The organism is Saccharopolyspora hattusasensis, assembly GCF_050972075.1.
GTDB lineage: Bacteria > Actinomycetota > Actinomycetes > Mycobacteriales > Pseudonocardiaceae > Saccharopolyspora > Saccharopolyspora hattusasensis.
Genome location: NZ_JBPCDC010000001.1, coordinates 6,683,394 through 6,705,819, shown reverse-complemented (window position 1 = coordinate 6,705,819; position 22,426 = coordinate 6,683,394). Strand labels below are relative to the sequence as shown.

Here is a 22,426-nt window from a genome sequence, read left to right as displayed (position 1 = left end):
CCCACGTCAGCTCCGCTCCCCGATCGGCTCCGCGACCGGCTGCGTGGTGATCGCCTTCAGCGCCGCCAGGTGCGCCTCGTACGCGCGGCGGCCCTTCGCCGTGAGGCTGAGCCAGGTGCGGGGCGCTTGCCGCCGTACCCCTTCTTCACCTTGACGTAGCCCGCATCCTCCAGCGTCGACACCTACTTGGAGAGTACCGAGTCGCTGACCTCGATGATGTCGCGCACGTACCTGAACTCGGCCTGGTTCACCGCCGCGAGCGTCGCGGCGATGAAGAACCGCACCGGCGAGTGGATGAGCTCATCCAGTTGGTGCCGGGGATGCGCTCCGCCGCTCATCCCCGGCTCCGGCTGTGCGCGACACCGGCGCCGACGAACGCGATCGCCGCCATCACGCCCCCTCCGCCGAGCCACCACTGCCACACCTGGGACATCCAATTGCCGCCGACGACGACCGTTGCGATCCAAGCCGAGGTCCACGCCGACATGACCATGCCGTGGAGCGCCCCGAAGCCACGTAGCCCCACCCTGCGGGTTGCCGCCCACACGGAGATGCCGACGACGAACACGATCCACAGCGGCGTACCCACGACGACCGCGGCCGAGTTGTCCACGAACGCGAAAACCGCGGCCAGGACGAAGGAAGCGACCCCGAACACCAGCAAGTACCGCACGTACCAGCGCCCGCCGCGACGGGCCTCGGCCCCCAACCGGTCCGCGCGCGCCAGCTGCGCGGCGGCCTCAACCTGCACCTCGTCCATGCAGCCAGGTTCGCAGCTACTTTCTTGTCAAGTAGATGTCGTAAGGGCACCTACTTTCCGCAGATGGGGGGGTCAGCCCTGCTCGCCCTCCACGTATGCCTTGAGGCGCTGCAGGGTGGCGTCGATCGACCGCTGGTTCTGCTTGGGCAAGCCGGTGCGGGCCACCAGCTTCGGCATCATCGCGGTGTAGTCGTAGGGTCGGTGACCCTGGTCGCCGAGTCGCCCTCCGGCGCCAGCTCGTACCGCCACCGGCCGGGCAGCATGTGCCGCCACGCGATCAGCCGGTTCTCCTCGTACTCCACCACGGTGTTGGTGATCCGGTAGCCGACGCCCCTGCGCATCCGCATCCCGAACTTGGATCCGAGCACCAGCCGCTGCGGGCCGCTCATCTCCCCCTGCACCGTGCCGGAACCGTCGATGACCGAATGCTTGCGCGGATCCGCCAGCACCGCGAACACCGCCTCTGGCGGAGCCTGCACGATCACGCGCGTGGCTGGGGGCGATTTCGCGCGAAATCGTCACCTTGCAGGCGTGGCGAGCGGCGATTTCGCGCGAAATCGCCACCACTGCCATAGGGCCGCCGTCTGCCCGAAACCGAGAACTCGTTGTGCACCATGCCGCCGAACGTAATCGTCCCGGGTAACGAACCCGAAACGGCAAACCGACCGACCCCGGCCAGTGCGGCGAACCGGCCTTACCACTCGTCCCGTCGACGCCGTCCTGCCACGTCCGGACGAAGCGCGAAGGGCACTTTAGCGGGCAGACCAAGATCACTCCAAAGTGCTGGGGAGCCGACGAACGCACCCGCCAATGCCCCGACGTCACCAGCCGCCTGCACGTCGCCGGGCAACTGACTCCGGCCAGCGACGCCGTACGCGGCTGGCGACCGATCAGGAAGGGATACCCGCGCGATGACCCCGTGCTCGGCGAAGCCATCGTCGGATCAGTGCCCCGGGGCAGCGTCGCTGACTTCAGCGCAGCACTGCCCGGCCAACCCGACGAGCCGACCCAAGCGCGGTCCGAAGACGATCAAGCAGTGGGCGACGTTGACCCATGAGCACGACGTGACCGCGCCGGAGCTCCCGGAACGGCATATCCCGTGGGATGCGCGCACGGTGCAGTCCCGGCAGGACCTGTGGGCGTCTCCAATGGCCACGCAGTACGACTACACCGATCGCCACAGGCTATTCATGCTCGCGGACCTGGTCGACTCGTATTGGCGGGTCGACGGGGTGCGGGACAAGATCGCTCTTGCCGCAGGATCCGCCTTCAGGGACAACGCTTCGGACTGTCCGCATTGGACCGACAGCGGTTGCGATCGGAGTTAGAGCTAGAGCACTCAGCAAGCAATGGCCGTAGCCGCACCGGCTTCTACAGTCGTTGCAGTCCAGCGAGCACGTCGGCGAGTAGCTTCCGCGTGATCTGGGGACGGCCGTAGGCGACGTGTCTCGCGGCAGCACGTTCAGCTACGAGCGCTCGTCGACGTGTACCAGGGCAGAGGCGGACGATTCCGGCCGCGTCGGCGTGGAGAGCTCGTCGGCGAGGTCGCCGGACCATGTCACGCTGGACCCGGCCGCGATGATCCCGCCGCGATGTTGTGTCGGTCGCACGGCTACGCGACCACTCCCGCCGCTTCGCAGCATTCCGGGCAGATCGGCCAGTGTTCCGGTGCGGACTCCAGCGGTCCCCACCCGAGATGACCGCACGCCGTGTGCACCACGTCGCGCCCATCCAACGTGGACCGGATCGCGTTGTCGGCGACGAGGTGCCTCATATGATCGCCCCGGAGTCCGACGGCGTAGCGGCCGGAGTCGGCGATGTCGCCGACCGGACGCTCCGGTTCGGTGGCGAGTGCGGGACGCTCGTCTGCCGCGTCATTGCCCAGCGTGTACAGCATGCACGGCACACATGGGACGCCGACGAACACGGCGACCTGTTCGCCCTTGCCCGGTTCGAGCACGTGGCCACACGGCGCGGTCAACACGACCGGCTCGCCGAGCTTGTCGGCGGGGACCGGGTAGGCATGCACCTCCGGCGGCCCGCCCGGCGAGGCGTACTCCGACCGCAAGCGCAACAGGACCACCAGTCCGGAACGCTGCCCGATCACGCGGCACGCCCCGGAGCGCGACGGCGAAGCCGTTCCTCCCGACGCCGGGCCGCTGCCTTGAGTGCTTGCTTCTCGCGATGTCCTGGCAGCCACCACACGATGAACAGCGGAACGAAGATCACCGACCAGGCCAGCAACCCAAGCAATATCCCCAGCGCTTCATGCATGTCTTGAACATCGCCAGTTTCGCCCGGTTAGCCCATATCACGCCGGGTATCTCACCGTGAGATAGTTACCTGATGGCCAACTGGGAGACCCTGATCATTCCCCCGACCGTGTGGAACGCGGACCACATGCGGGAGGCGTGCCAAAAACGCGACGTCGCCGGAATCCTCCGTGCAGTCCAGCGCGGCACCGGAGCGAGCCAGACGCAGTTGGCAATGGCAACCGGCATCCTGCAAGGCCGCATCTCCGAGATCCTGCGGGGAACCCGCACGGTGACCGCGTTCGAGGTGTTCGAACGCATCGCTGACGGGCTCGCCATGCCCGACGAGACTCGCGTACTGCTCGGCCTCGCCCCGGTGCATCCGTCCGGGCTCGACCATCTCGGATCGATCGGAGGTGCCGAGATGCTGGCCGCCTACCGTTCGCAGGCCGACGCGACACCCGAGATCCGGCAGGCTGCCTCGACAGCCCAGAGAATCGACATCCTCGCCGTGCGCGGGCTCGGCATCATCGGCATGAACGACTCGCTTCTCCGCGCCACCGTCGCCCAGAACCGCCCCGCGTTCCGGGCCTTGCTGCTGGACCCGGACAGCGCCGCCGCCCGGCGTCGCGCCGCTGAGGTCGGCGAATCTCACGAGTCGTTCGCCTCCGGTGTCAGCTTGTGTGTCGCTCGGCTGCGGGAACTGCGGGAGCAAACCGGCGCTCAGGTCGAGGTGTACTTCTACGACATGTTGCCGACTTGGCGGGTGCTGGCACTCGACGATGTGCAGTTCGTCTCCGCGTTCGGCGGAGAACACGAGGGGCACACCTCGCCCATGTACAAGATCGCAGCGTCGGCGCATGGCGCGCTGCATCGTGGGTTCCGTAGGTTCACCGACGAACTACGGGCGCAGTCCCGGCAGGTGATCTAGGGAGGTTCCACGGTGGCGGTCGAGGCAGAACTCAAGGCTCGTGTCAGCGACCCCGAAACGGTCCGGGAGCGGCTCCGCCAGCGAGCCGAAGAGCAGGTGCAGACCTACCGCGACCGGTATTTCGACTGGCCGTCCGGCAGCCTCGACGGCCAGGGCTACGAAGTCCGTCTGCGCGTAGCGGAAACGGCCACGACGAGCACCACCCTGCTCACGTTCAAAGAACCCCCGGTGCACTACAGCGGGTCGAAACCGGAGAACGAGACCACACTCGCCGACGCCGAACCGGTTGCCGCCCTGCTAGCAACGCTCGGACTGGTCGAGTACATCGCGTTCGAGAAGCACTGCCGGAACTTCCGGTTCACCGAACGCGGCCGCGACGTGCTCGCGACCCTGGTACACGTGCCAGAGCTGGACGGCACCTTCATCGAGGTCGAGACAATCGTCGCGGACGAGACCGACATCACCGCCGGTCTCGACGCAGTGCGGGCCGTGCTCGACTCGCTCGGCATCACCAACGACGACCTCACGACGGAGAAGTACACCGACGCCGTCGCCGCACGACGTCATGGAGCCACCTTCCGCTCGTGGGGCAAACCGTGATCAACAGCGTGGGGCAAACGTGGGTCCCAAATCCGTACGCGGCTGGCCACCGATCAGGAAGGGAGGCAATATCCCCAGCGCTTCATGCATGACGCCAAGATCGCCCGGCCGGGCACTGCCGATAGGTACGGTTTGTACCCCTACCCGATCAGCGGACCCCGACGCGTCCCGCCAGGCACCGCACCGCCGCCGCTTCACCACCCGGCGGGCGATCCATGAGCTTGTGCGTCAACTCCAGTGCCCACCCGTTGAACCTGGCGGTTTCCGGCGCTGTGCGCTCCGCCTGGTCAAGCGTGGCCAGCGTTGCCGCCCAATCGCCCTGTAGCGCGTGAACGCGGGCGACTTCGATCAGGTGGCGGGACCGGCGCGGCACCGACACGATGTCGCCGGGGTCGAGTACGTTCGCCGCCTGCAACGCTTCCCCGCCGCGCCGCAGCTCCACGCCGAGCGTGACCGCGTTCGCCTGAATTACCGGCATACCGAAACTTGTTTGCACGTGGCGGCGTACGGGTCGTCTGCCTCTTGACCTTGCCCACGTAGAAAAGGGCGCCTTTTGCCGAGCACGTCGGCAAGAGGCGCCCTCCACCTCGACGGGGTCAGTCCCCGGACAGCACCGGGGCGAGGAAGCGGCCCGTGTGGCTCTCGTCGACCTCGGCGAGCTCCTCCGGGGTGCCCTCGGCGACCAGGGTGCCGCCGCCCGAGCCGCCCTCCGGGCCCATGTCCAGCACCCAGTCCGACATCTTGATGACGTCCAGGTTGTGCTCGATCACGATCACCGTGTTGCCCTTGTCCACCAGGCCGTTGATCACGCCGAGCAGCTTGCGGATGTCCTCGAAGTGCAACCCGGTGGTCGGCTCGTCGAGGATGTAGACCGTCTTGCCGGTGGACCGCTTCTGCAGCTCGCTCGCCAGCTTCACGCGCTGCGCCTCACCGCCGGAGAGCGTCGGCGCGGGCTGCCCGAGCCGCACGTAGCCCAAGCCGACGTCCACCAGCGTCTTCAGGTGCCGGTGGATCGCGTTGATCGGCTCGAAGAAGTGCGCGGCCTCCTCGATCGGCATGTCGAGGACCTCGGCGATCGTCTTGCCCTTGTAGTGCACCTCGAGGGTCTCCCGGTTGTACCGGGCGCCCTTGCACACCTCGCACGGCACGTACACGTCCGGCAGGAAGTTCATCTCGATCTTCAGCGTGCCGTCGCCCGCGCACGACTCGCAACGGCCGCCCTTGACGTTGAACGAGAACCGGCCCGGCTGGTAGCCGCGCACCTTCGCCTCGGTGGTCGCCGCGAACAGCTTGCGGATGTGGTCGAACACGCCGGTGTAGGTGGCCGGGTTCGACCGCGGGGTGCGGCCGATCGGCGACTGGTCGACCTGCACCAGCTTGTCGACGTGCTCCAGGCCCCTGATCCGGGTGTGCCGGCCGGGCACCTGCCGGGCTCCGTTGAGCTTGTTCGCCAACACCGACGCGAGGATGTCGTTGACCAGCGTCGACTTGCCCGATCCGGACACGCCGGTGACCGCCACCAGGCAGCCCAGCGGGAACGACACGTCGATCTTGCGGAGGTTGTGCTCGCGCGCCCCGACCACCGTCAGCTGCCGCTTGCGGTCGCGCGGGCGCCGCACCGCGGGCAGCGGGATCTGCTTGCGCCCGGCCAGGTAGTCACCGGTCAGCGACTTCTTGTTTTCCAGCAACGCCTTGTAGGGTCCGCTGTGGACGACCTGGCCGCCGTGCTCGCCCGCACCGGGGCCGATGTCGACCACCCAGTCCGCGCTGCGCACGGTGTCCTCGTCGTGCTCGACGACGATCAGCGTGTTGCCCAGGTCCCGCAGCCGGCTGAGCGTCTCCAGCAACCGGTGGTTGTCCCGCTGGTGCAACCCGATCGACGGCTCGTCCAGCACATACAGCACGCCGACCAGGCCCGAACCGATCTGGGTGGCCAGCCGGATGCGCTGCGCCTCGCCGCCGGAGAGCGTCCCGGCCGCGCGGTCCAGCGATAGGTAGTCCAGGCCGACGTCGAGCAGGAAGCCCAGCCGCGCCTGAACTTCCTTGAGGACCCGCCCGGCGATCATCTGCTCGCGCGGCCCGAGCACCAGCCCGTTCAGGAACGCGGCGCACGCGCTCACGCTCAGCGCGCTGACGTCGGCGATGGACAGCTCGCCGAACTCGTCGTTCGCCATCGTCACGGCCAGGATCTCCGGCTTGAGCCGGGTGCCGTCGCACGCCGGGCACGGCACGTCCCGCATGTAGCCCTCGTACTTCTCGCGGGCGTAGTCGGACTCGGTCTGCTCCAGCCGCCGCTCCAGGAACGGGATGACGCCCTCGTAGTTGGCGTAGTAGGAGCGGGTCCGCCCGTAGCGGTTCTTGTACCGGACGTGCACCTGGTCGTTGGTGCCGTGCAGCACCGCCTTCTTGACCTTGGTGGACAGCTGCCGCCACGGCGCGTCCATCCGGAAGCCGATGGCCTCCGACAGCGAGGTCAGCAGGCGGGTGAAGTACTCCGCGGTGTGCCCGCCCGCCCACGGCGCGATCGCGCCGTCGGCCAGCGACAGGTCCTCGTCCGCCACGACCAGCTCGGGGTCGACCTCCTTGCGGATGCCCAGCCCCGCGCACTCCGGGCAGGCGCCGTAGGGCGAGTTGAACGAGAACGACCGCGGTTCCAGCTCATCCACGCCCAGCGGGTGGCTGTTGGGGCAGGCCAGGTTCTCGGAGAACTTCCGCTCCCGGTTCGGGTCGTCCTCGTCGAGGTCGATGAACTCGATCAGCACCAGGCCGTCGGCCAGCCGCAGGGCGGTCTCCACCGAGTCGGTCAGCCGCTGCTTCCCGCTGGCCTTCACCGTGAGGCGGTCGATGACGACCGCGATGTCGTGCTTCTCCTGCTTCTTCAGCTTCGGCGGCGCGTCCAGCGAGTGCACCACGCCGTCGATGCGGGCACGCGCGTAGCCCTGCGACTGCAGCTGCTCGAACAGGTCGGCGTACTCGCCCTTGCGCCCGCGCACGACCGGGGCCAGCACCTGGAACTTGGCCCGGTCGGGCATCTCCAGCACCTGGTCGACGATCTGCTGCGGGGTCTGCTTGCTGATCGGTTCGCCGCAGGTCGGGCAGTGCGCCTTGCCCGCCCGCGCGTACAGCAGTCGCAGGTAGTCGTACACCTCGGTGATGGTGCCCACCGTCGACCGCGGGTTGCGGTTGGTGGACTTCTGGTCGATCGACACCGCCGGGGACAGGCCGTCGATGAAGTCCACATCGGGCTTGTCCATCTGACCGAGGAACTGCCGGGCGTAGGCGGACAGCGACTCGACGTAGCGGCGCTGCCCCTCCGCGAAGATGGTGTCGAAGGCCAGGCTCGACTTCCCGGAGCCCGACAGCCCGGTGAACACGATCAGGCTGTCACGGGGCAGGTCGAGGTCGATCCCGCGCAGGTTGTGCTCACGGGCGCCGCGAACGACAAGGCGGTCAGCCACTGTGATCCCTTCGAAAAGTTCTGGTGTTGACGTGGACGCGCGCCGGCTGCAAGCAGCGCATCGGCAGGTACGCGACGTCGCCCGCCCATGCTATTCGGGGCACCTGACAGACCCGGAGCGCGTGCGGCGCGCAGTCCGCGCAACAACCCCCCACCCACTCGGACGAGTGACATACGGGCAGGTCGGCCGCGGCTCCTCCGACGATACGCAAATTCCCCCGGAATGGGCACTGTCGCCGCTGTGGCCTGCGCAATTAAGCTCGACTCTTCACCGGTCGCGAAAACACCCCCTGCATGCAGAGGTTCACTCATGGCTGACATCGTCCTCGGGACCGGTGGCCGCAGTAGTACCCAACCGGCGGCCGCCGCGCACCTCGCCCACCAGATCACCGCACAGCTGACCGCCGTAGAGCGAGCGAGCAGTCGGCTGCTGGACACCGTCGCCGAGCTGGACGAGCTGGCCGTGCGCCAGCCCAGTCTGCTGCCCGGCTGGAGCAGGGCGCACGTCATCACGCACCTGGCGCGCAACGCCGACGGCTTCCACAACCTGCTGATCTGGGCGCGGACCGGCGTCGAGCACGCGATGTACGCCAGCGGCGACGACCGTGACGAGGCCATCGCCGAAGGAGCGGTGCGCAGCCACCGGCTGCTGCTGGAGGACCTGGCGGCGTCCTGCGAGCGCTTCGCCCACGCCGCCCACGCGCTGCCGGCCGCCGCGTGGACGGCGGAGATCGCCGACGCGGTCGGCGACCCGATGCCCGCGCACCACATGCTGCGCCTGCGCCTGCTGGAGGTCTGGACGCATCTGGTCGACCTCGATCACGACGTGGACTTCGCCGACATCCCGCAGCCGGACGCCGAGCAGCTGCTGGAGGACGTGGTGCAGCAGTTCGGCGGTCGGCCGGACGTGCCGGCGCTGTCGGTGGAGGTCGACTTCGGCGACCACCGGCGGAGCTGGGACCTGCGCGGGACCACCTCGCCGCCGAGCCGGGTGCGCGGTGAGCCGGGCCCGATGCTCGGCTGGCTGCTGGGCCGCACCGGCCCGGACCGGCTGGACGGCGACTTCCCGAACCTCCCGCGCTGGCTCTGAGGACGGCCGTTCCTCCGTTCACCGAGCGCTCTTGGGTGCAAGATGAAGGCACCTGACCAGGCAAAACGTCGACCCGCGGCCGCGCTGGCCAACGTCCGGGAAAAGGGCGTGGTCACGCGGAGCAGCGACGCACGCCGCGGCCTGCCGCTGCGTCCACGGTGGACGCTCGCGCTGCTCGGTTCCGCAGCGCTGCCGATCTGAGCACCCGGTCGAGCTGCACGAATGCCCCGAAAGCGCGACTCTGGCGGTGGACACGTCATAGAGCAACTTGAGGGGGCGCACGATGTCCAGTCCGCAGACCGGGCCCGAATCCCAGGCGAAGGCCGAGGGGACGACAACGCCCGAACAGACGACAGCACCTGAGCAGCAGAAGCAGTGGGCGATGGCGCCTGCACAGCCAGCTACCTCGATGTCCGGGTGGATGGCGTTCGCCGGCTCGCTGATCGCGATGGTCGGCGTCTTCAACATCATCGGCGGGATCACCGCGCTGTTCCGACCCACCTACTACCTCGTCGGAACAGCTCAGCTGCTGGTCTTCGACTTCAACGCGTGGGGCTGGTTCTGGCTGGCGCTGGGCGTCGTGCAGGTGGCGGCCGGCGTCGGCTGCCTGTACGGGCAGATGTGGGCGCGGATGACCGGCATCGGTCTGGCCGCGCTGAGCGCGATCGCGCACCTGGCGTTCCTCGCCGCGTTCCCGCTCTGGTCGCTGCTGGTGATCGCGCTGTCGGTGCTGGTGATCTACGGCCTGATGGTGCCTCCCAGGGGGGCGACCGCCTGACCGGCGATCATCCGCCGAGGCCGAGAGCGCGGGGCGCTAGGCTCGGCCCGTGGAGCCTCAAGGACAGTACACCGGACACGTCGAACCGGGCGGCGCCCCGGCGCGGCGCGAGCTCGACGCGCTGACCATCACCAAGATCTCGGTCGGCCCGATGGACAACAACGCGTACCTGCTGGTGTGCCGCCGCACCGGTGACGCGCTGCTGATCGACGCCGCCAACGACTCGGAGCGGCTGGCCGACCTGCTCGGCCACGACGCGCAGCGCCCGCGCCTGCGCACCATCGTGACCACCCACCAGCACGCCGACCACTGGCAGGCCCTCGGCGCGGTCGCCGGGCAGACGGGGTGCTTCACGCTGGCGCACCCGGCCGACGCCGAGGCGCTGCCGGTGCCGCCGGACCGCCTCATCGAGCACGGCGACACCATCGACGTCGGCGAATCCCAGCTGTCGGTGATCCACCTGCGCGGCCACACGCCGGGTTCGATCGCCCTGCTGTACCGCGACCCGAACGGGCACCCGCACCTGTTCACCGGCGACTCCCTGTTCCCCGGCGGCGTGGGCAAGACGAGCTCCCCGGAGAACTTCCGGTCGCTGATCGACGACGTGGAGAACCGGATCTTCACCGAGCTGCCGGACGACACCTGGTTCTACCCCGGACACGGCGATGACTCGACGCTGGGCGCGGAGCGCCCCAAGCTCGCCGAGTGGCGAGAGCGCGGCTGGTGACAACGGACTTCACGGCCGAAGTCGAGGGTGCACCGGCTGCTCGTGAAATGGCTGGGCTCGGACGGCGAACCCGCGGTGCTCGAAGCGCTGCGGGCCGCGCACGCCGACGACTTCACCATGATCACCATCGACGGTCAGCAGCTGACCGTCGACGATCTCTTCGGTGCTCTCTCCGGCGCGCGGAACGCGGCACCGGGCCTGGGCATCGAGGTCGACGAGGTCGACGAGGTCACCGTAGCCGCGGACGCGGCCGATCTCGTCGTGGTGCACTTCCGCGAAATCCACCAGCACGAGGGCAGGACCACCCGGCGCCGGACCACGGCGGTCCTGCGCCGCACATCGCAGGGCATCCGCTGGCGCCACCTCCACGAGACGGCGGTAGCGGGCTGAAGCCGCTCCCGTGAGCCTTTCGGGCAGCCCGGCAAGGCTCACGGTGACCCCGCCGGGTGTTCGGCCCGGTACTGGCGGATCAGGACCTTCAGGGCAGCCGCGATGGGCAGCGCCGTCAGCGCGCCGAGGACCCCGGCCAGCGCGGCACCGAGCAGGATCGCGAGGAACGCGCCGAGGGGGCTCAGCTCGACCGTCTTGGCGAAGATGCGCGGCGCGATCAGATAGTTCTCCACCATCTGGTACAGGCAGAAGAAGATCAGCGTCGCCACCGCCAGCCAGAGGCTTTGGCTCAGGGCGACGAAAATCCCCACCAACGACGCCAGCGTGGCTCCGACTTGCGGTATCGCGTCGAGCACCGCGACGACCAGCGCCAGCAGCGCCGGGTAGGGCACGCCGGCGATTAGGAAGAACAGGTACGAGGCGATCCCGGCGCACAGGCAGACCCCGGCTTGCCCGGTGACGTAGCCGCCGACGCGGCCCATCGCGGCGCGCAGCGCCTCGGCCCGGCCCGGGTGGCCGACCGCGCCGCGCTGCACGGCGGCGGCGATCCGGGGCATCGAGAGCGAGAAGTAGACCATCAGCGCCCCCGCGGTGCAGGCGGCGAAGATGCCGCCCAGGAAGGCTCCGATCGCGGCGAATCCTGCCGCCAGGGCGCTCGTCACCGCGTTCGAGATGGCGCTGACGGTGTTCTTCAACTGCTCCTGAACGCTCGGGTCGTCGAGGTGCTTTCGCAGCTCGGTGCCGCCGCCGAACTTCGTGCCGATGCTGGAGAGGTATTCCGGGATGTGCGCGGCGAGCTGCCCGATCTGGCCCACGGCGGGCACCACCGCGAGCAGCACCAGTGCGCCGACTACCAGCACGAGCCCCACGACCAGCACCAGGAGCGCCAACCCGCGCCGCCAACCGTGCCGGTGCAGCCACGCGACGACCGGTTCGACACCGAGCGCCAGGAAGAAACCCAGGAAGATCAGGACCAGCATCTCGCGGACGTTGAAGGCCAGCACCGCGAAGACCCCGACCAGCAGGTACACGCAGGCGATCTTCGCGTGGTCGAGGAGCGTGAGCCCCGGTCGATCGCTCGCGGCGCTCGCCGGGACCTCGCCGTCGTCGGCACCGCTCATGCCAGCCACCTTCCCGGCCGAGGCCCGGCGGACGCGTGGAACGCCTTCAGCCACGCCCCCTTCTCCTCGACGACTTCCCGGATGAGCTACTTCAAGCGTTCTTCCATCCGGCCACCGATGACCCGCCGCCGGTATTTCGGGCACCACACGACGCGGAACGCGCACTGAAAGGTGACGTTCGCGTTCGATCGCAGCGTGACGACCATACCCAGCACTATACAGCACCGAGCTACCTAATGTTGGCAGAGTTACGGCTGGGCGCGTCAGGATCGAACTTGACGTGCTAACCCCACGGACAAATCCGGGGGTCTGCGCACTACGTCTACCTGATCACCTCGCGCGGGTCCCGAGTGCCTTTGCCGACTCGCGCCCCGGACCATCGGGTCTCAAGTACAACCGCTGGGCGGTATGACCGCATCGCGAACAGCGCGAGCAGCCGTGGGCCGGGGAAGAGCGTCCGAACATGCCTGCGACGGGGTGATCGGCGACCTACGCTTGCTGCGTGACCGAACGGGTGGAGGGTCGGCGATGAGCGAAGGCGTCAAGTTGGACGTCGGGGGCACCGAGGTTTCGGTGTCGCACCCCGACAAGGTCTTCTTCAGCCAGCGCGGCGAGACGAAGCTCGACCTGGTCCGCTACTACCAGGCGGTCGCCGGTCCGCTGCTGGGCACCTTGCAGGGGCGGCCGCTGCTGCTGGAGCGGTATCCGGACGGTGCCGGCGGCAAGTCGTTCTTCCAGAAGCGGGTGCCGAAGTCCGCCCCGCCGTGGTTGCAGACCACCGTCGTCGCCACCCCGAACGGCACCACCAGCGACGCGCTCGTCGCCGCCGACCTGGCGCACATCATCTGGGCCGTGAACCTCGGGTGCCTGGGGTTCCACGTCTGGCCGTATCACGCCGACACCCCGGAGATCACCGACGAGCTGCGCATCGACCTCGACCCCTCCCCAGGCGTCCGGTACCCGCAGGTGTTGGAGGCCGCCGCGGCCACCCGGGAACTGCTCGCCGAGCAGGGCATCGAGGCACACGTGAAGACGTCCGGATCCCGGGGCCTGCACATCTATGTTTCGCTGCAACCGCGTTGGAACAGCTACGAGGTGCGTGCCGCGGCAGTGGCGCTGGCCCGCGAGCTGGAGCGCCGCCACCCCGACCTCATCACCGCGCAGTGGTGGAAGGAGGAGCGGGGCTCCCGGGTGTTCGTCGACTTCAACCAGAACGCCCCGCACAAGACGGTTTTCGGTGCGTGGTGCGTCCGGCCCCGGTTGGGGGCGCAGGTGTCGACCCCGATCGGCTGGGACGAACTCGCCTCGACCGAGCCCAACGAACTCACCATCGCGACGGTGCCGGGCAGGGTCGCAGAGCGCGGCGACCCGTGGGCCGACCGGCAGCCGCAGTCGATCGAGCCGCTGCTGGAGCAGTCGCAGCGGGACATGGCCAGCGGACTGCAGGACGCGCCGTGGCCGCCCGTGTACCCGAAGCAGCCTAACGAGCCGCCCCGCGTCGCCCCGAGCCGCGCCAAGAAGCCCTGACCGGCGTCACCGCACCAGCTTCGCGAGTTCGACCCGGGAGCGGACGGCCCGACCGCCTGCTCCCCTGCTCGGTGCTGGTCACCGGAGCGCTTCGGTTCGCTGCTCGGACTCCTCCTTCGCGTCTGGAAGGCTCTTGCGCAGCGACAGGAACAGGTGGATCAGGCCGAGCGTGATCAGGATGTGGCCGAGGCCGGCTATCCCGGAGATCGCGGCGGAACTCTCCTCGCCCAGCACCGTCAACGTGCCGTGCACCAGCATCATCGCGGTGGTGAGTGCCAGGCCGGAGTTGTAGAACCAGAAGAACAGCGTGAACAACTTGTTCCCGGACAGCGCGAACGCCTTGTCCAGCGCCAGCACCACCAGGAAGAACAGCATGCCCAGCGCGAGCGGGTGGGTGTGCAGCACCGACAGCTCGGTGTCGCCGGTGAAGTCCAGGGCCTTGGTGAACTCGCGGTAGTACAGGCCCGCGGCCAGCCCGAGGATCATGTAGATCAGTGCCGACCAGTACAGCTTCTTCATCGCCGTCGCGCTTCCTTCCAGAACGGGGGATTCCGCCGACACCGACTTTGGCCGCAGCCGCCGCGCGGCACATCGCACCGCGGGTTGGCCCTCCGGAATCGAACGGTGCACCGGAAATCAACCGTTCGAACGATGCGCGGAGCCCACAGGTGGGCTCACTCGACGACGGGGGGAGCTGGCGGCGGCGGTAGTGGCCCCGGGCCGTGCCGTGGGTCCGCTTGAAGGCCTTAGCGAAGGCGTATTCCGAGGCGTAGCCGACCTCTTTGGCGATCGCCGACAGCGCCGCATCGGTTTCGCGCAGCCGGCGGGCCGCGGTGATCATCCGCCAAGCCGGGCGGCGGCGATGCTTCGCGGTCGGCCCAGCGCTTCGGCGACGACGCGCGCGGTGTCGACGTGCAGACCGTTGTTCACCTCGTCGTCCTTCCTCGGGCGGCTGGTCAGGACCGCGATGACGATCGGGTGGCCCTTGTCCGTCCAGGTCACCGCCACGTCGTTGCCCGAGGCGTAGTCACCGGTGCCGGTCTTGTCGCCGGTGCGCCAGGTCGGCGGCAGGCCCGCGCGGATCCGCTTGCCGCCGGTGGTGTTGGCGAACAGCCACCCGGTCAGCCGGTCGCGCTCGGGCCAGCGGAGGGCGTCGCCCACCACCAGCGCCCGGTAGCCCGCGGCGATTCCGGCCGGGGTGGTGGTGTCGCGCTCATCGCCGGGGATCGCCATGTTGAGGTCTGGTTCCCAGCGGTCCAGGCGGGTGCTGCCGTCGCCGATCGAGCGCGCGAACGGGGCGATCGCCGCCGGGCCGCCGAGCTCCGCGAGCAGCAGGTTGGCCGCCGTGTTGTCGCTGCGGGTGATCGCCGCGGCACACAGCTCGTGAACCATCATGCCGGTGCCCGCATTGGGCTTGGTAATCGGCGAGCCGTCCACCAGGTCGGCCTCGGTGTAGTGGATCATCTTGTCGAAGTAGCCGCTGTCCAGCCCGTGCTCGCGCAGCAGGGCGGCGGCCGCGTAGGTCTTGAACGTCGAGCACATCCCGAACCGCTCGCCCGCGCGGTGCCCCAGGAACTGTCCGGTGTGGACGTTGACCGCGAACAGCCCCAGCCGGGCGTCGTAGCGGCGCTCCAGGTCGGCGAACGCCGGGGCGTACTTGCCGTTCAGGGCGGGTCCGGCGCCGCTGGGTGCTGCCGCCACGCCGCTCGCACCGCACGCGGCCGCCACCGGGGCGGCCAGGAACGCTCCCAGGATCGATCGACGACCGACGCGGGTTTCGTTGTGCTGCAAGGAAGTCTTCCTTTCGGGTTGGCCTGCCGGACGAGCCGGCCTGCCGCCCAATGAAGCACCCCCCGGGCGATAGCGCCAAACCGCGCCGGCCTCTCGAGCGATAGCGGATCGATATGTATCCAGCTGCAGAGCGCCGCGCCGCCGCGGCGAACCCGCGAAAAAACTCGATCACAACCGGCCGGAACGCAGTGAGCGCGAAGGCGCGCCCGGCGGCCACGGCAGTCAACGCGTCGCGGTCACCCGCTGCGGGCAGGAACTCCGGGTCGAGCCCCTTGCTGCGCAGCGTGTCCAGGTCGAACGCCGCCGTCCCGTGGCTGCGTGGCGCGGTCGCGCAGGCCAGGCCGGCCAGCGCGCGCAGCGACTGCTGCACCGCGCCGCCGGGTGATCGGCGGGCACCAGCGGCGAACGCGGGATCTTCCGGATCGGCCCGGACTGGAGGGCGCCGATCAGCGCCGGGGGGTGCACCCGGCACAGTCGAGCCGACCTGCGGTGACGGCATCGACAAGGTCGACCGTGGCAGCCGTGGTGGTGATCACGGTGCGCGCCGCCGGATCGGGCGCGGCAGCCCGCACCGCGGCCGTCAGTGCCGCGACCTGCCGATCGCTCAACGCCGCGACGACCCCGATGCGCACCGCGCCGCGGTTCTCCCGCTGGCCGTGCCTCCTCCTCGAACTGCTCGGGGCCGTCGAGCAGGGCTCGGTCCCTGGGCAGCAGCTCTGCCCCGGCGGTGGTCAACCGCACTCCGCGAGATCCCCTCGTCAGCAGGGTGACGCCCAGCCTGGCCTCCAACCGCTGGACGCCCTGCGACAGCGGCGGCTGCGTCATCCCGAGCCGGTCCGCGGCATGTCCGAAGTGACCTTCCTCGGCCACGACGACGAAGTACCGGAGATGGCGCAGCAAATCCACGCATTAATCAACAAGCAGGATCCCGCCGTGTACGGCACCCGAACTCATCGTCCCCGTGATCCACTGTAGAAAGGTCAGTCCTTCTTCTTCTCGTCCTCGTCGATGATCTCGGCGTCGACCACGTCGTCGTCCGCCTGCTTCGCCTGGCCGTCGCCGCTGGTGTCGGCCGTGGCCTGCTGCTGGTGGCCGTAGATGGCCTGGCCGACGGCCTGCGAGCTCGCGGCGAGGTGGTCGACGGCCGAGCGGATCTTGTCGACGTCGTCGCCCTTGAGTGCCTCGTTGACATCCTTGATCGCGTCCTGCACCTGCGTCCGGGTGTCGGCCGGGATCTTGTCGGCGTTGTCGGTGAGCACCTTCTCCGTCTGGTAGACCAAGGTCTCGGCCTGGTTGCGGGTCTCGGCCTCCTCGCGGCGCTTGCGGTCCTCGTCGGCGTGCGCCTCGGCGTCCTTGACCATCCGGTCGATGTCATCCTTCGGCAGCGCCGAACCGCCGCTGATCTTGATGGACTGCTGCCGGCCAGTGCCGAGGTCCTTGGCGTTGACGTGCACGATGCCGTTGGCGTCGATGTCGAAGGTGACCTCGATCTGCGGCAAACCACGCGGCGCCGGCGGGAGACCGGTGAGCTCGAACATGCCGAGCTTCTTGTTGTGCGCGGCCATTTCCCGCTCGCCCTGGAAGACCTGAATCATCACCGACGGCTGGTTGTCCTCGGCGGTGGTGAAGGTCTCGGAGCGCTTGGTCGGGATCGTGGTGTTGCGCTCGATCAGCTTGGTCATGATGCCGCCCTTGGTCTCGATGCCCAGCGACAGCGGCGTGACATCGAGCAACAGGACGTCCTTGACCTCACCGCGCAGCACACCGGCCTGCAGCGCGGCACCCACGGCGACGACCTCGTCGGGGTTGACGCCCTTGTTCGGCTCCTTGCCGTCGGTGAGCTCGCGGACCAGGTCCGTCACGGCCGGCATCCGCGTCGCACCGCCGACCAGCACCACGTGGTTGATGTCGCCGACCTTGACCCCGGCGTCCCGGATCGCGTTGTTGAAAGGCTTGCGGCAGCGCTCCAACAGGTCGGAGGTGATCCGCTCGAACTCGGCTCGGGACAGCGTCTCGTCCAGGAACAGCGGGTTCTTGTCCGCGTCGACGGTGATGTACGGCAGGTTGATGCTGGTCTGCGAGGAGCTGGACAGCTCGATCTTGGCCTTCTCGGCGGCTTCCTTGATCCGCTGCATGGCCATCCGGTCCTTGGTCAGGTCGATGCCCGATGAGGCCCGGAACTTGTCCACCAGCCACTCGACGACGCGCTCGTCCCAGTCGTCACCACCGAGGTGGGTGTCCCCCGAGGTGGCCTTGACCTCGACCAGCCCTTCGCCGACCTCCAGCAGCGAGACGTCGAAGGTGCCGCCACCGAGGTCGAACACCAGGATGGTCTGCTCCTTCTCGCCCTTCTCCAGGCCGTAGGCCAGCGCCGCGGCGGTGGGTTCGTTGATGATCCGCAGCACGTTGAGGCCGGCGATCTGCCCGGCCTCCTTGGTCGTCTGCCGCTGCGAGTCGTCGAAGTACGCGGGCACCGTCACCACCGCGTCGGTCACGTCCTCCCCCAGGTAGGACTCGGCGTCCCGCTTGAGCTTCATCAGCACGCGGGCGCTGATCTCCTGCGGTGTGTAGGTCTTGTCGTCGATCTGGACCTTCCAGTCGGTGCCCATGTGCCGCTTGACCGACCGGATGGTGCGGTCCACGTTGGTGACCGCTTGGTTCTTGGCCGGCTGCCCCACCAGCAGGTCACCGTTCTTCGCGAAGGCCACCACCGACGGCGTGGTCCGGGAACCCTCGGAATTGGCGATCACCGTGGGCTCGCCGGCTTCCAGCACGGCCACCACCGAGTTCGTCGTACCCAGGTCGATTCCAACCGCGCGCCCCATCACGTACTCCTCTCCGACCCGCCACCGGGCGGATCCTGCGAGGCCGACACCTTCAGTATGGGAAGCCCCCACGAAAGCGTCCACCTGGGCAAAGACCGGCCGGTACGTGAGGGATGTTCCTGCGTTGCGCGGTGCGGGGAGGCCGCCGTTCTCACCGGGTCAGCGGGGGTGGCAGGCTGTGGCCCGAGGTGCCGCCGGGCGAGCAGTGGAAGCAGGTCGATGCGCACGAATCCCGGCCCCCGGCAGAACCTGTACCTGCGCGACTACGGCGGGAATGGGCACTGACGCCCATCCCGGGCAGGTCGCGGCTCTGCTCAGCAGCTTCCTGCTGGGCAGCGAGCTCGTGCCGATCGCGCCCGCGACGCGGACCGCCGAGTGGCTGCGGAAGGTGACGTCACTGCCGGGGACGCCGTGCTCGCCACCGCCGCGCCGCTGCTGCACCGTCCCGAAACGGGCACCAGCGTCGTGGTGACCGACGAGCAGGGTCACCCTGCGTGGCCGGCGTTCGCTGCGGTGCTCCGGCACGCGCCAACCGGTCAGACGCACGTGGTGCGGGCCGGTCCGCCACCCGAAGGTTGGACCCATTGCGGACCGTTGCAGTACCGGTGGCGCGACGACAACGTTGTCGCCCGGGTCGTGCCCGCCGGGGGAGCCACCCCGCCATCGTCGACCTGTGCCACGAGCGGTCCGCAGCGCCGCAGCTTCCCCGTTTCGAGGAGACCTGCCGATTCACGGCGTTGTAGAGCGCCGGCCGTGGGGCAACCTTATTGCCGAGGGTGGCGTGAGATGGGCATGCCGCATTCCGTGCCTGATCCCGGAGGACGTACCAACAAGGGCCTGCCGAGCCGGGCACGTAGCGCTCGGCAGGCCCAGCGTGCGTTGCGGCAGCAGCGGCGCGACTCCTCCGACCACGGGCGCAGGCGGCGACTGGCGAGAAGAATCGGTGAGCTTTTCGGCGAGTTCCTCGCCGAGGCGCTCCTGGCGTCGGTGGCGCTGGCCTTGTTCGCCGGCGTGCTGGCGGCAGGTGCCTGGGGCTGGCAGCACAGTCCTGCCGCAACGGTCGTCCTGGTGGCGGGGATCGCCCTCTTCCTGGCCTTCGGCGCGCACCAACTCGCTACCCGGCGAGCCGGGCAGCGGAAACGAGGACGTCTTGCCGCGGCGGCGGTCGGCACCGTCATCTTCGTTCTCATCTGGGCGATGTATCTGGTGCTCTACCTGCCCTCGCCCTGATCGGGAGGTGCTCGGCCACTCGGTGCCGATCACACCTCGTTCAGGGGGCAAGAGATTCCAGGTTTGGGACCAGGTCCGCAGGGGGCCGGCATCGCCGCCATCTCCTTTCGGACTTCCAGGCCCCAGGCCGTCGAGCGCGCCCGCGATCTCGTCGGTCTGCCCGCGCAGCGTCGACGAGAGCCGGTTGAGACCGTCGACGGCGCGCATCCGGAAACCAGCAGCGACGCGAGCAGCACCGGACTAGTAGCCCGGGTCACTGCTCCATTCGGGGCGGATCCGGATGTTACGTCGACATAGAACTTGTTTTACCGGCGAGCCCGCCAGCCGATCCGCCGGGAATCCACCTGGAACTTCGCGACGCGTCGACCGTTCCGAAGCATCCGGTCTATGGTTGATGAAACACGTTCCACACGCTCCCCCGTCGATGCAGGAGGGATGCATGCGCATCGCCTACACGCCCGAGCAGGAGCAGCTGCGCAAGGAGCTGCGCCGCTACTTCGGCAAGCTCATGACACCGGAGCTCCGCGAGGAACTGACCGCGCACGGCGACTACGGCCACGGAGTCGCCTACAAGCAGCTGGTCCGGCAGATGGGCGCGGACGGCTGGCTCGCACTGGGCTGGCCGCCGGAGTACGGCGGGCAGAACCGGAGCATGCTGGAGCAGCTGATCTTCACCGACGAAGCGGCGATCGCAGGCGCCCCGGTGCCGTTCCTGACGCTCAACAGCATCGCGCCGACCATCATGCGCTTCGGCACCCCAGACCAGAAGTCGTTCTACCTGCCGAAGATCGCCTCCGGTGAGATCCACTTCTCGATCGGCTACTCCGAGCCGGAGGCAGGCACCGACCTCGCCTCGCTGCGCACCACCGCCGACCGCGACGGCGACGAATACGTGATCAACGGCCAGAAGATGTGGACCAGCCTCATCTCGTACGCGGACTACGTGTGGTTGGCCTGCCGCACCGACCGGGACGCGAAGAAGCACCGCGGCCTGAGCATCCTGATCGTGCCCACCGCCGCGCCCGGCTTCTCCTGGACCCCGGTGCACACCGTCGCCGGGCCGTCCACCAGCGCCACCTACTACCAGGACCTGCGCGTGCCGGCGTCGGCACTGGTAGGTGCCGAGAACGAGGGCTGGCCGCTGATTACCAACCAGCTCAACCACGAGCGCGTCGCGCTCACCTCGTCGGCCCCGCTGCGGCTGGCGCTGGACGAGGTGCTGGAGTGGGCGAGCGAAACGCGGCTCGCCGACGGGCGACGCGTGCTGGACCAGGAGTGGGTGCGGCGCCACCTGGCCCGCGTGCACGCCGGGGTGGAATTCCTCAAGCTGGTCAACTGGAAGATCGCCGCCACCGTCGAGGAGCAGCCCGCGCCGGCCACCGCGTCCGCGACCAAGGTGTACGGCACGGAGTTCGCCATCGAGGCCTACCGGCTGCTGATGGAGGTGCTCGGGAGCGCCGCCTACGTGCGGAGCGGCTCGCGGGGCGCCGCGCTGCGCGGCCGGATCGAACGCATGCACCGCTCGTCGCTGATCCTGACCTTCGGCGGCGGAGCCAACGAGGTGCAACGGGACATCGTCGCCGCGGTCGGCCTCGGCCTCCCCCCGGCGAAACGTTAGTCGTGAGTGCTCGCTCCGGTAAGAACCGGATCTCCCGCTCACGACACCGATGTCCGCGGCAAAACGACCTCCAGGGAGGATTCATGGACTTCTCGTGCACCGAGGCCCAGGGCGACCTGTCCGGGCTGACCAGGCAGATCCTTGACGATCATGCGACCGCCGAGCGGCTGCGCGAAGTCGAACAAGACCCGGACCGCTTCGACCGTGCACTGTGGACACAACTGGCACAGGCCGAGGTGCTGTCGGCCGCGCTGCCGAGCACGGCCGGAGGCGGCGGGTTCGGGCTGCTGGAACAGTGCTCCGTGCTGATCGAGCTGGGGCGCGCGGTCGCCCCGGTGCCCTACCTCGCCTCGATCACCACGGCCGCGGCCGCGCTGGCGCAGTTCGGCACCCCGGAGCAGAAGCAGCGCTGGGCCGTCCCGGCGGCGAAGGGCGAGCTGGTGCTTACCGCCGCGCTGGCCGAGGAGAACAACCCCGACCCGGACCGCCCCGCGTGCCGCGCCGAACGCGTGGCCGACGGCTGGACGCTCACCGGCACCAAGACCACGGTCCCGGCCGGCACCTTCGCCGACCTCGTGCTGGTTCCGGCGTCCACATCGGACGGATCGAGGGTGTTCCTCGTCGAGCCCGAGCAGCTGTCGATCGAGCGACAGCGCATCGTCGACGGCGACAGCGAGGCATGGCTGGCGCTGGACGGCGTACAGGTCGGCGAAGACCAGATGCTCGGCGAGGATTCGGCGGTACTGGACTGGCTGCTCACGCGGGCGACCGTCGGTGCGTGCGCCCACCAGGTGGGTGTTGTCGAGCGGGCGTTGGAGCTGACCAGCGAATACGCCCGCAAGCGGGTCCAGTTCGGGCGGCCGATCGGCAGCTTCCAGGCCGTCGCGCAGCGGCTGGCGGACGCGTTCATCGACGTCGAGGCCGCGCGGCTGACGCTGTGGCAGGCGGCGTGGCGCGTCGACGAGGGGCTGCCGTGCGCGGCCGAGGTCGCCACCGCGAAGTTCTGGGCCGCCGACTCCGGGCACCGGGTGGCGCACACCGCCGTCCACGTGCACGGCGGCGTCGGCATCGATCTCGACCACCGGCTGCACCGCTACTTCGTCGCGGCGAAGCGGAACGAATTCTCCCTCGGCGGTGCGGCTGCGCAGCTGGGGCGGCTCGGCGATGTGCTGGCGGGCTGACCGATGACGCCTACGGTGACCGAGCTCCTGCTGGCCCGCGCCGCCGACGACAGCTGGGTGGCCACCACGAGACCGGCGACGAACCGCGCCACCAGGAGCACGGGATAGTTCGGCGCCAGAAGCGATCCGATGTTCCCGAGGGGACACG

General features: G+C 69.1%; 26 protein-coding genes and 1 pseudogene. 13 read left to right on the top strand and 14 right to left on the bottom strand.

Going from position 1 to position 22,426, the window contains the following annotated elements:
* Nucleotides 1–182: 182 nt before the first annotated feature.
* From ACRXBZ_RS32300 to ACRXBZ_RS32290, 3 genes are all read right to left on the bottom strand, one after another.
* Nucleotides 183–338, bottom strand: a complete 156-nt coding sequence (locus tag ACRXBZ_RS32300) for a transcriptional regulator (RefSeq protein WP_433882266.1) — start codon at nt 336–338, stop codon at nt 183–185.
* Complete coding sequence (locus ACRXBZ_RS32295; RefSeq protein WP_433882265.1) at nt 335–760, bottom strand: hypothetical protein; 426 nt, start codon at nt 758–760, stop codon at nt 335–337. Before ACRXBZ_RS32295 ends, ACRXBZ_RS32300 begins: the two co-directional genes overlap by 4 nt.
* A 176-nt stretch (nt 761–936) precedes the next feature.
* Nucleotides 937–1,239, bottom strand: a complete 303-nt coding sequence (locus ACRXBZ_RS32290) for an SRPBCC family protein (protein ID WP_433882264.1) — start codon at nt 1,237–1,239, stop codon at nt 937–939.
* A 432-nt stretch (nt 1,240–1,671) separates the two neighbouring features.
* Between ACRXBZ_RS32290 and ACRXBZ_RS32285 the strand changes: the two genes are divergently transcribed.
* Nucleotides 1,672–2,088 (top strand): phage terminase small subunit, encoded by a 417-nt coding sequence (locus ACRXBZ_RS32285; protein WP_433882263.1) that lies wholly within the window; start codon nt 1,672–1,674, stop codon nt 2,086–2,088.
* Nucleotides 2,089–2,226: 138 nt separating this feature from the next.
* On the opposite strand, the gene ACRXBZ_RS32280 is transcribed toward ACRXBZ_RS32285, so the two are convergent.
* The 3 genes from ACRXBZ_RS32280 to ACRXBZ_RS32270 are packed head-to-tail and all read right to left on the bottom strand — an operon-like array spanning nt 2,227 to nt 3,034.
* Nucleotides 2,227–2,370 (bottom strand): hypothetical protein, encoded by a 144-nt coding sequence (locus tag ACRXBZ_RS32280; protein WP_433882262.1) that lies wholly within the window; start codon nt 2,368–2,370, stop codon nt 2,227–2,229.
* 2 nt (nt 2,371–2,372) lie between these two features.
* Nucleotides 2,373–2,867, bottom strand: a complete 495-nt coding sequence (locus tag ACRXBZ_RS32275; protein WP_433882261.1) for a hypothetical protein — start codon at nt 2,865–2,867, stop codon at nt 2,373–2,375.
* Nucleotides 2,864–3,034 (bottom strand): hypothetical protein, encoded by a 171-nt coding sequence (locus ACRXBZ_RS32270; RefSeq protein ID WP_433882260.1) that lies wholly within the window; start codon nt 3,032–3,034, stop codon nt 2,864–2,866. The genes ACRXBZ_RS32275 and ACRXBZ_RS32270 overlap by 4 nt, the downstream gene beginning before the upstream one ends.
* A 72-nt stretch (nt 3,035–3,106) precedes the next feature.
* On the opposite strand from ACRXBZ_RS32270, the gene ACRXBZ_RS32265 reads away from it, so the two are divergent.
* Together ACRXBZ_RS32265 and ACRXBZ_RS32260 are read left to right on the top strand one after the other, a co-directional pair.
* On the top strand, nt 3,107–3,943 hold the full coding sequence (locus tag ACRXBZ_RS32265) for a helix-turn-helix domain-containing protein (RefSeq protein WP_433882259.1): 837 nt from the start codon (nt 3,107–3,109) through the stop codon (nt 3,941–3,943).
* 12 nt (nt 3,944–3,955) lie between these two features.
* Nucleotides 3,956–4,543, top strand: coding sequence for a class IV adenylate cyclase (locus ACRXBZ_RS32260; RefSeq protein ID WP_433882258.1), 588 nt, complete (start codon nt 3,956–3,958; stop codon nt 4,541–4,543).
* Between the two features lie 148 nt (nt 4,544–4,691).
* On the opposite strand, the gene ACRXBZ_RS32255 is transcribed toward ACRXBZ_RS32260, so the two are convergent.
* Nucleotides 4,692–5,021 carry a hypothetical protein gene (locus ACRXBZ_RS32255; RefSeq protein ID WP_433882257.1) on the bottom strand — a complete coding sequence of 110 codons (330 nt, stop codon included), beginning with the start codon at nt 5,019–5,021 and terminating at the stop codon, nt 4,692–4,694.
* A gap of 118 nt (nt 5,022–5,139) precedes the next feature.
* Complete coding sequence (uvrA, locus tag ACRXBZ_RS32250; protein ID WP_433882256.1) at nt 5,140–8,001, bottom strand: excinuclease ABC subunit UvrA; 2,862 nt, start codon at nt 7,999–8,001, stop codon at nt 5,140–5,142.
* 309 nt (nt 8,002–8,310) lie between these two features.
* Here uvrA and ACRXBZ_RS32245 point away from each other — a divergent pair, with 309 nt between their 5' ends.
* The 5 genes from ACRXBZ_RS32245 to ACRXBZ_RS32225 all read left to right on the top strand — a co-directional run bounded on the left by ACRXBZ_RS32245 (nt 8,311) and on the right by ACRXBZ_RS32225 (nt 10,985).
* Nucleotides 8,311–9,090 carry a maleylpyruvate isomerase N-terminal domain-containing protein gene (locus tag ACRXBZ_RS32245; protein ID WP_433882255.1) on the top strand — a complete coding sequence of 260 codons (780 nt, stop codon included), beginning with the start codon at nt 8,311–8,313 and terminating at the stop codon, nt 9,088–9,090.
* Nucleotides 9,091–9,132: 42 nt separating this feature from the next.
* Nucleotides 9,133–9,291: a hypothetical protein gene (locus ACRXBZ_RS32240; protein WP_433882254.1), complete on the top strand. Its 159-nt coding sequence runs from the start codon at nt 9,133–9,135 to the stop codon at nt 9,289–9,291.
* Between the two features lie 82 nt (nt 9,292–9,373).
* Nucleotides 9,374–9,868, top strand: coding sequence for a DUF7144 family membrane protein (locus ACRXBZ_RS32235; RefSeq protein ID WP_433882253.1), 495 nt, complete (start codon nt 9,374–9,376; stop codon nt 9,866–9,868).
* 49 nt (nt 9,869–9,917) lie between these two features.
* Nucleotides 9,918–10,595: an MBL fold metallo-hydrolase gene (locus ACRXBZ_RS32230; RefSeq protein WP_433882252.1), complete on the top strand. Its 678-nt coding sequence runs from the start codon at nt 9,918–9,920 to the stop codon at nt 10,593–10,595.
* A 27-nt stretch (nt 10,596–10,622) separates the two neighbouring features.
* Nucleotides 10,623–10,985 (top strand): DUF4440 domain-containing protein, encoded by a 363-nt coding sequence (locus tag ACRXBZ_RS32225; protein WP_433882251.1) that lies wholly within the window; start codon nt 10,623–10,625, stop codon nt 10,983–10,985.
* Nucleotides 10,986–11,023: 38 nt separating this feature from the next.
* On the opposite strand, the gene ACRXBZ_RS32220 is transcribed toward ACRXBZ_RS32225, so the two are convergent.
* Nucleotides 11,024–12,106 carry an AI-2E family transporter gene (locus ACRXBZ_RS32220; RefSeq protein WP_433882250.1) on the bottom strand — a complete coding sequence of 361 codons (1,083 nt, stop codon included), beginning with the start codon at nt 12,104–12,106 and terminating at the stop codon, nt 11,024–11,026.
* An 89-nt stretch (nt 12,107–12,195) separates the two neighbouring features.
* Nucleotides 12,196–12,312 (bottom strand): annotated as a pseudogene (locus ACRXBZ_RS32215) (transposase); the annotation flags it as partial.
* 322 nt (nt 12,313–12,634) lie between these two features.
* Between ACRXBZ_RS32215 and ligD the strand changes: the two are divergent.
* Nucleotides 12,635–13,633 carry a non-homologous end-joining DNA ligase gene (ligD, locus tag ACRXBZ_RS32210; protein WP_433882249.1) on the top strand — a complete coding sequence of 333 codons (999 nt, stop codon included), beginning with the start codon at nt 12,635–12,637 and terminating at the stop codon, nt 13,631–13,633.
* A gap of 78 nt (nt 13,634–13,711) precedes the next feature.
* Here ligD and ACRXBZ_RS32205 read toward each other — a convergent pair whose 3' ends face one another.
* The 4 genes from ACRXBZ_RS32205 to dnaK form a co-directional block, all read right to left on the bottom strand.
* On the bottom strand, nt 13,712–14,152 hold the full coding sequence (locus ACRXBZ_RS32205; RefSeq protein ID WP_433882248.1) for a DUF2871 domain-containing protein: 441 nt from the start codon (nt 14,150–14,152) through the stop codon (nt 13,712–13,714).
* A 318-nt stretch (nt 14,153–14,470) separates the two neighbouring features.
* On the bottom strand, nt 14,471–15,424 hold the full coding sequence (gene bla / locus ACRXBZ_RS32200; RefSeq protein WP_433882247.1) for a class A beta-lactamase: 954 nt from the start codon (nt 15,422–15,424) through the stop codon (nt 14,471–14,473).
* Between the two features lie 222 nt (nt 15,425–15,646).
* Nucleotides 15,647–16,294, bottom strand: a complete 648-nt coding sequence (locus tag ACRXBZ_RS32195; RefSeq protein ID WP_433884040.1) for a LysR family transcriptional regulator — start codon at nt 16,292–16,294, stop codon at nt 15,647–15,649.
* A gap of 110 nt (nt 16,295–16,404) precedes the next feature.
* Complete coding sequence (dnaK, locus tag ACRXBZ_RS32190; protein WP_433882246.1) at nt 16,405–18,249, bottom strand: molecular chaperone DnaK; 1,845 nt, start codon at nt 18,247–18,249, stop codon at nt 16,405–16,407.
* Nucleotides 18,250–18,523: 274 nt separating this feature from the next.
* Between dnaK and ACRXBZ_RS32185 the strand changes: the two genes are divergently transcribed.
* The 4 genes from ACRXBZ_RS32185 to ACRXBZ_RS32170 all read left to right on the top strand — a co-directional run bounded on the left by ACRXBZ_RS32185 (nt 18,524) and on the right by ACRXBZ_RS32170 (nt 22,278).
* Entirely contained in the window at nt 18,524–18,721 is a 198-nt protein-coding gene (locus ACRXBZ_RS32185) for a hypothetical protein (protein WP_433882245.1), read from the top strand.
* A gap of 314 nt (nt 18,722–19,035) precedes the next feature.
* Entirely contained in the window at nt 19,036–19,479 is a 444-nt protein-coding gene (locus ACRXBZ_RS32180; protein ID WP_433882244.1) for a hypothetical protein, read from the top strand.
* A 439-nt stretch (nt 19,480–19,918) separates the two neighbouring features.
* A complete protein-coding gene (locus ACRXBZ_RS32175) occupies nt 19,919–21,097 on the top strand; it encodes an acyl-CoA dehydrogenase family protein (protein WP_433882243.1) in 1,179 nt (392 codons plus the stop codon).
* Between the two features lie 83 nt (nt 21,098–21,180).
* Nucleotides 21,181–22,278, top strand: coding sequence for an acyl-CoA dehydrogenase family protein (locus tag ACRXBZ_RS32170; protein ID WP_433882242.1), 1,098 nt, complete (start codon nt 21,181–21,183; stop codon nt 22,276–22,278).
* The last annotated feature ends 148 nt before the right edge of the window (nt 22,279–22,426 follow it).

Bases quoted from the DNA above. Each gene is read 5' to 3' on its own strand.
- ACRXBZ_RS32300 (WP_433882266.1), bottom strand. From the start codon at position 338: ATGAGCGGCGGAGCGCATCCCCGGCACCAACTGGATGAGCTCATCCAC.
- ACRXBZ_RS32295 (WP_433882265.1), bottom strand. From the start codon at position 760: ATGGACGAGGTGCAGGTTGAGGCCGCCGCGCAGCTGGCGCGCGCGGAC.
- ACRXBZ_RS32285 (WP_433882263.1), top strand. From the start codon at position 1,672: ATGACCCCGTGCTCGGCGAAGCCATCGTCGGATCAGTGCCCCGGGGCA.
- ACRXBZ_RS32270 (WP_433882260.1), bottom strand. From the start codon at position 3,034: ATGCATGAAGCGCTGGGGATATTGCTTGGGTTGCTGGCCTGGTCGGTG.
- ACRXBZ_RS32265 (WP_433882259.1), top strand. From the start codon at position 3,107: ATGGCCAACTGGGAGACCCTGATCATTCCCCCGACCGTGTGGAACGCG.
- ACRXBZ_RS32255 (WP_433882257.1), bottom strand. From the start codon at position 5,021: ATGCCGGTAATTCAGGCGAACGCGGTCACGCTCGGCGTGGAGCTGCGG.
- ACRXBZ_RS32245 (WP_433882255.1), top strand. From the start codon at position 8,311: ATGGCTGACATCGTCCTCGGGACCGGTGGCCGCAGTAGTACCCAACCG.
- ACRXBZ_RS32240 (WP_433882254.1), top strand. From the start codon at position 9,133: ATGAAGGCACCTGACCAGGCAAAACGTCGACCCGCGGCCGCGCTGGCC.
- ACRXBZ_RS32235 (WP_433882253.1), top strand. From the start codon at position 9,374: ATGTCCAGTCCGCAGACCGGGCCCGAATCCCAGGCGAAGGCCGAGGGG.
- ACRXBZ_RS32220 (WP_433882250.1), bottom strand. From the start codon at position 12,106: ATGAGCGGTGCCGACGACGGCGAGGTCCCGGCGAGCGCCGCGAGCGAT.
- ligD (WP_433882249.1), top strand. From the start codon at position 12,635: ATGAGCGAAGGCGTCAAGTTGGACGTCGGGGGCACCGAGGTTTCGGTG.
- ACRXBZ_RS32205 (WP_433882248.1), bottom strand. From the start codon at position 14,152: ATGAAGAAGCTGTACTGGTCGGCACTGATCTACATGATCCTCGGGCTG.
- dnaK (WP_433882246.1), bottom strand. From the start codon at position 18,249: ATGGGGCGCGCGGTTGGAATCGACCTGGGTACGACGAACTCGGTGGTG.
- ACRXBZ_RS32185 (WP_433882245.1), top strand. From the start codon at position 18,524: ATGGGCACTGACGCCCATCCCGGGCAGGTCGCGGCTCTGCTCAGCAGC.
- ACRXBZ_RS32180 (WP_433882244.1), top strand. From the start codon at position 19,036: ATGGGCATGCCGCATTCCGTGCCTGATCCCGGAGGACGTACCAACAAG.
- ACRXBZ_RS32175 (WP_433882243.1), top strand. From the start codon at position 19,919: ATGCGCATCGCCTACACGCCCGAGCAGGAGCAGCTGCGCAAGGAGCTG.
- ACRXBZ_RS32170 (WP_433882242.1), top strand. From the start codon at position 21,181: ATGGACTTCTCGTGCACCGAGGCCCAGGGCGACCTGTCCGGGCTGACC.